The 6,184-nt window shown below is 56.8% G+C and carries 5 protein-coding genes; 2 read left to right on the forward strand and 3 right to left on the reverse strand.

What is annotated here, in order from left to right; all coding sequences use genetic code 11:
• Both G544_RS0116305 and G544_RS0116310 read left to right on the forward strand, forming a co-directional pair.
• Positions 1 to 1,257 carry a Zn-dependent hydrolase gene (locus G544_RS0116305; RefSeq protein ID WP_027275589.1) on the forward strand — a complete coding sequence of 419 codons (1,257 nt, stop codon included), beginning with the start codon at positions 1 to 3 and terminating at the stop codon, positions 1,255 to 1,257.
• A complete protein-coding gene (locus G544_RS0116310) occupies positions 1,250 to 2,434 on the forward strand; it encodes a M20 family metallopeptidase (protein ID WP_027275590.1) in 1,185 nt (394 codons plus the stop codon). The genes G544_RS0116305 and G544_RS0116310 overlap by 8 nt, the downstream gene beginning before the upstream one ends.
• A 76-nt stretch (positions 2,435 to 2,510) precedes the next feature.
• On the opposite strand, the gene fbaA is transcribed toward G544_RS0116310, so the two are convergent.
• From fbaA to G544_RS0116325, 3 genes are all read right to left on the reverse strand, one after another.
• Complete coding sequence (gene fbaA / locus G544_RS0116315; protein ID WP_027275591.1) at positions 2,511 to 3,587, reverse strand: class II fructose-bisphosphate aldolase; 1,077 nt, start codon at positions 3,585 to 3,587, stop codon at positions 2,511 to 2,513.
• 171 nt (positions 3,588 to 3,758) lie between these two features.
• Positions 3,759 to 4,922 carry a phosphoglycerate kinase gene (gene pgk / locus G544_RS0116320; protein ID WP_027275592.1) on the reverse strand — a complete coding sequence of 388 codons (1,164 nt, stop codon included), beginning with the start codon at positions 4,920 to 4,922 and terminating at the stop codon, positions 3,759 to 3,761.
• 491 nt (positions 4,923 to 5,413) lie between these two features.
• A partial coding sequence (locus G544_RS0116325) for a transketolase-like TK C-terminal-containing protein (protein ID WP_027275593.1) occupies positions 5,414 to 6,184 on the reverse strand: 771 nt, incomplete at its 5' end.

Raw genomic sequence — 6,184 nt, forward strand, 5'->3', positions numbered from 1 at the left:
ATGATTCACGCAGCTATTTACGCAAAAACGGACAGAATCCAGCGCCGCATCGAGGCGCTGGCCGAATTTACCGCAACGCCCGGTGCGGGCACTACCCGCATGAGCTACAGCCCGCAGGGGCAACAGGCGCGCGCCTATATTAAAGAACAGATGAAGGAAGCCGGGCTCACCGTTCGCGAAGACGCCATCGGCAATATATTTGGCCGCCTGTCTGGCGACGACGACGCGCGTCCCGCCGTCATGATTGGCTCGCACTTCGACTCCGTTCCCCACGGCGGCGCCTTCGACGGCCCTGCTGGCGTAGTGATGGGGCTGGAAATCGCTTCGCTGTTTCACGAAAACCGGCTGACGCCCCGCTATCCGCTGGAGGTCGTCGCGCTGGTTGAAGAAGAGGGAGGCAGCTTTGGCCGCGGGCTGATGGCTTCAAGCGCCATAGTGGGAAAAGTCAACGCGGAAGAACTCCATCGTCTTTGCGATGCGCAGGGCGTCAGCGCCGCGGCTCGTATGGCGGAAGTCGGTTTTAACGCCGACGACGTCGAAAGCGTCGTCATTCCGCCATCTTCCCTGAAGGCGTTTATCGAGCTCCACATTGAGCAGGGCCCCGTATTGGAACAAACCGGTACCGACGTCGGGCTGGTCGACGTTATCGTCGGCATTACTCAGATGAACGTCGTTCTGACGGGGAAAGCGGGCCACGCGGGCACAACGCCAATGGACCGCCGCCAGGATGCGCTGGTCGCCGCCAGCCACATGGTCAGCCGAATCGGCGACTTTGCCCGCCAAGCGGGCGAGGCCACCGTTGCGACCGTTGGGAAGCTTCAGGTATACCCGAACGGCGCGAACGTTATTCCCCACCGAGTCAGCTTTACGGTAGACATTCGTTCGAAAAGCGAAGAAAAGCTTCGCCAAACGATCGCCGCTACCCGCGCCTGCATTGAAGAATTTGCCCGCGACGGCGTGACGGCAGAAATAGAGCAGCCGCTTTACGTGTCGCCTACGCCGCTTAACGCCGCCATTCTTGAATCACTGCAAAAAAGCAGCGAAAAGCTGGGGCTAAGCTACCGTACGATGGTCAGCGGCGCTGGTCACGACGCCATGATTTTTGCCGGCGTTACCGACGTTGGGCTGGTTTTCGTCCCCAGCCGCGACGGATTAAGCCATCACCCGGATGAGTGGACCGACTATGAACAGCTGAAAAAGGGCGTAGACGTTATTTTCCAAACTGTACTAGAAATGACAGAGGCAACACATGAGTAATACAGACATCGCGGCATCCGTTAAGAAGCATCAGGACGAGATGATTGCGTTTCGCCGCGACCTGCACGCCCACCCGGAGCTACCGTGGGAAGAGTTCCGCACCACTGAGAAAGTCGCCCAGGCGCTCGCCGAGATAGGTATTCCTTATCGCCTCACCAAGCCTACCGGCGTTATCGCGGACATCAAGGGCGGCAAGCCGGGAAAAACCGTCGCGCTGCGCGCCGACATGGACGCCCTGCCGGTTCAAGAGCTCAACGACCAGCTAAGCTATAAATCACAGACGCCCGGTAAGATGCACGCCTGTGGGCACGATTCCCACACCGCCATGCTGTTAACCGCAGCCAAAGCGCTGCATGAGCATCGGGACCAGCTGCGCGGCAACGTGCGCCTGATTTTCCAACCGGCGGAAGAAATAGCTCAGGGCGCCATCGAAATGATCAAGCAGGGCGCGATCGAAGGCGTCGACAACGTATTCGGTATGCACATTTGGTCTATCGCCCCTTCCGGCAAGATCTCCTGTAACGTCGGCCGTTCGTTCGCATCCGCAGACCTGCTGAAAGTAACGTTTAAAGGCCGGGGCGGCCATGGTTCGATGCCGGAAGCCTGCGTCGACGCCGCCGTCGTCGCCTCGTCTTTCGTGATGAACCTACAGGCTATCGTCGCCAGAGAAACCTCGCCGCTTGAATCAGCCGTGGTCTCTATCGGCAGAATGGATGTCGGCACCCGTTTTAACGTCATCGCTGAAAACGCCGTGCTGGACGGCACGGTTCGCTGCTTCGATATAGAAAGCCGCGAACGCATCAAGGCCGCCATCGAACGCTATGCGGAGCACACTGCTGCGATTTACGGCGCCAGCGCACAGGTCGACTACACGTACGGCACGCTGCCGGTTATCAACGAAGAGCGCAGCGCGCTGCTGGCTCAGTCCACTATCCGTCAGGCGTTTGGCGACGGGGCGCTTATCACGGGCAAACCGACCACCGGCGGAGAAGACTTCAGCTTCTATATGGAGAACATTCCGGGCTGCTTTGCGCTGGTCGGCACCGGCAACCCTGAAAAAGGAAGCGACTGGGCGCATCACCACGGCTGCTTTAACATCGATGAGGATACGATGGTGGCGGGCGCTGAGCTGTATGCGCAGTATGCCTATAACTATCTGATGCAGGACGAGTTTTAATCACTTCCTGCACCTCTTATCAGGTAAAAAAATACCGGCCCCTGGGCCGGTATTTTTATCACGCCAGTTTGGCGACTCAGAGAACGTCTACGCAGTTAAGCTCTTTGAACGCCTGCTCCAGGCGCGCAATCATCGTAGACTGAGCTGCGCGAAGCCACGCGCGCGGATCGTAGTACTTCTTGTTCGGCTTATCTTCGCCTTCCGGGTTACCCAGCTGGCCCTGCAGATAGCCTTCGTTTTTCTTGTAGTAGTTCAACACGCCTTCCCAAGTTGCCCACTGGGTGTCGGTGTCGATGTTCATTTTGACCACGCCGTAACTGACCGCTTCTTTAATCTCAGCGGCAGTGGAGCCGGAACCGCCGTGGAACACGAAGTTCAGGCTGTTGTGCGGTAGGCCGTGCTTCTTAGACACATACTCCTGAGAGTTGTGCAGAATTTTCGGCGTCAGCTTAACGTTGCCTGGCTTGTATACGCCGTGAACGTTGCCGAAAGAGGCCGCGATAGTAAAGCGGGGGCTGATGGCGTTAAGCTTCTGGTAAGCGTAGTCAACGTCTTCCGGCTGAGTGTACAGCGCGGAGTTATCCAGATGGCTGTTGTCAACGCCGTCCTCTTCGCCGCCGGTGCAGCCAAGCTCGATTTCAAGCGTCATGCCGATCTTCGCCATGCGGGTCAGATACTTGCTGCAAATCTCAATGTTTTCTTCCAAAGACTCTTCGGACAGGTCGATCATATGGGAAGAGAACAGCGGCTTGCCGGTCTTGGCGAAGTGCTTCTCACCGACGTCTAACAGGCCGTCCAGCCACGGCAGCAGCTTTTTAGCGCAGTGGTCGGTGTGAAGAATAACCGGCACGCCGTAGTATTCAGCCACCTGATGAACGTGATGAGCGCCGGAAATTGCGCCGATGATGGCAGCGCCCTGACCTTCCAGCTTCATACCCTTACCGGCGATAAACTGTGCGCCGCCGTTGGAGAACTGAATGATAACCGGGGCGCGAACCTTTGCGGCCGCTTCAATAACGGCGTTAATGGAGTCTGTACCCACGCAGTTCACTGCGGGCAGCGCGAAGTTATTTTCTTTAGCAACACTGAAGATTTTCTGAACATCATCACCAGTCACAACGCCTGGTTTTACGAAATCAAAAATTTTAGACATGCTACTCGCCCTATTTTTCATTTAGCTAGTGATGGATAAAAACGCTTACCCGTTAATCATATACTCTGTACGCATCGAGTGACAGGAAGACATATAAGTCTTTTAAAACATTATCGATTCAGCGCAAGAACATAAAAAACACGGGAGGCTAAGCTCCCGTGTTCTACTGCATTACTCTTTTGCTCGCTCTTCTAACATCACGACCGCAGGAAGCGCTTTGCCCTCAACGAACTCAAGGAACGCGCCGCCGCCGGTAGAGATATAAGAAATCTTGTCGGCAATGCCAAACAGATCGATAGCCGCCAGAGTATCGCCGCCGCCGGCGATAGAGAATGCGTCGCTTTCGGCGATAGCCTGAGCAACGATTTCAGTGCCTTTGCGGAAGTTGGGGAACTCAAACACGCCAACCGGGCCGTTCCACAGAATGGTTTTGGCGTTCTTCAGAATATCGGCCAGCTCTTGGGCTGAAGCGTCGCCCAGATCCAGCACCTGCTCGTCGTCTTTGATATCAGAAACGGACTTCATCACCGCCGGCGCGGTTTCAGAGAACTCGGTCGCGACCCGCACGTCGGTTGGAACCGGAATGTGGCAGCTCTCCATCAGCTTCTTCGCTTCTGGGATCAGATCCGCTTCGTGCAGAGATTTACCCACGTTGTGGCCCTGCGCGGCGATGAAGGTATTGGCGATGCCGCCGCCGACGACCAGCTGGTCGGCAATCTTGGACAGAGAGTCCAGAACGGTCAGCTTGGTTGAAACCTTAGAGCCGCCGACGATAGCCACCATCGGGCGCGCGGGCTTGTCCAACGCTTTACCCAGCGCTTCCAGCTCGGCAGACAGCAGAGGGCCGGCGCAGGCTACCGGCGCGAACTTCGCTACGCCGTGGGTTGACGCCTGGGCGCGGTGGGCGGTGCCGAAAGCGTCCATGACGAACACGTCGCACAGCGCGGCATACTTCTTGGACAAAGACTCTTCGTCTTTCTTCTCGCCCTTGTTGAAGCGTACGTTTTCCAATACGACCAGCTCGCCTTGCGCAACGTCTACGCCGTCAAGGTAGTCTTTAGCCAGACGAACCGGTGACTTCAGCGTATTTTTCAGATAATTCACGACCGGCAGCAAAGAGAACTCTTCGTTGTATTCGCCTTCAGTCGGGCGGCCAAGGTGAGACGTCACCATGACGCGAGCGCCCTGCTTAAGCGCCAGCTCAATAGTCGGTAAAGAAGCGCGGATGCGGGCGTCAGAGGTCACTTTACCCTCTTTGACAGGAACGTTGAGGTCGGCGCGGATCAGAACGCGTTTACCGGCCAGATCCAGATCGGTCATCTTAATTACAGTCATTGTGAATCCTCTTGTTCATTCTTTTTCAATATGAGCATAGCCTGGCGCAACGCTTGTCGTCAGACCGTGGCTGATTCCAATTAAACGGTTTTTCACTCAGCGCGGTAAATCAGGGGGAAATCCCTGAGCGCAACTAACACAGAATCAAAAAACCGTTAACATGCCGGATAAAACAATGCGATGAATGATAACACGAAAAGTATAGTTGAGATTAGCCTTCAGTTTTAACCCCAACGGCCCACTTCATGTATGACTGGGCTACCGCTTCGCTCACCCGCTCATTCCGGCCTGTATATATCTCACTGATCCCTTGCCCATTGCGCAAACTGAAACGCTTCAGCAGGAGATAAGAAGATTACGAAAATCTCTGCAAAATTACTACCGGTTCTTTTGCTTATCGCATAAAAAAACGCTCCTCCGGCGGAAAACCGTGGGAGCGTTATAAGACAGCGTTCACATCGGCGCAACGTGTGCGCGCCGTTAAAACGCCATTACTTCAGCAGTTCGCGCGCCTGAGTCAGCACGTTATCCACCGTAAAGCCGAACTCGGCAAACAGCTGCTCCGCCGGGGCGGATTCGCCGAACGAGCGCATGCCGACGATGCGGCCATTGAGGCCCACGTACTTGTACCAGAAGTCCGCAATGCCCGCTTCGATGGCTACGCGCGCCGTCACCGCCGACGGCAGCACCGATTCGCGGTACGCGGCGTCCTGAGCGTCAAACGCTTCGGTACACGGCATTGATACCACCTGCACGCGATGGCCTTCCGCCGTTAGCTTCTCGGCCGCGTCCACCGCCAGGCTCACTTCTGAACCGGTAGCAATCAGCAGCAGCTCCGGCGCGCCTTCACAGCCCTTCAGCACGTAGCCGCCGCGGGCCGCGTCTTCCAACTGCTTGGCCGTACGCGGCTGCTGCGCCAGGTTCTGGCGGGAGAATATCAGCGCGCTCGGGCCGTCCTTACGCTCCAGCGCCGCCTTCCACGCAATGGCCGATTCCACCTGGTCGCAAGGGCGCCAGGTGCGCATGTTCGGCGTCAGGCGCAGGCTGGCCATTTGCTCTACCGGCTGGTGGGTCGGGCCGTCTTCGCCCAGGCCAATCGAGTCGTGGGTGTAAACAAACAGGCTGCGGATTTTCATCAGCGCCGCCATGCGCACCGCGTTGCGCGCATATTCCATAAACATCAGGAAGGTCGCGCCGTAGGGGATAAAACCGCCGTGCAGCGCAATGCCGTTCATGATGGCCGACATGCCGAACTCACGCAC

The organism is Leminorella grimontii ATCC 33999 = DSM 5078, assembly GCF_000439085.1.
Taxonomy (GTDB): domain Bacteria; phylum Pseudomonadota; class Gammaproteobacteria; order Enterobacterales; family Enterobacteriaceae; genus Leminorella; species Leminorella grimontii.

What these genes read in the sequence shown, in the direction of transcription:
- pgk (WP_027275592.1), bottom strand. Translation starts at nt 4,922, where the DNA reads ATGACTGTAATTAAGATGACCGATCTGGATCTGGCCGGTAAACGCGTT.
- G544_RS0116310 (WP_027275590.1), top strand. Translation starts at nt 1,250, where the DNA reads ATGAGTAATACAGACATCGCGGCATCCGTTAAGAAGCATCAGGACGAG.
- G544_RS0116305 (WP_027275589.1), top strand. Translation starts at nt 1, where the DNA reads ATGATTCACGCAGCTATTTACGCAAAAACGGACAGAATCCAGCGCCGC.
- fbaA (WP_027275591.1), bottom strand. Translation starts at nt 3,587, where the DNA reads ATGTCTAAAATTTTTGATTTCGTAAAACCAGGCGTTGTGACTGGTGAT.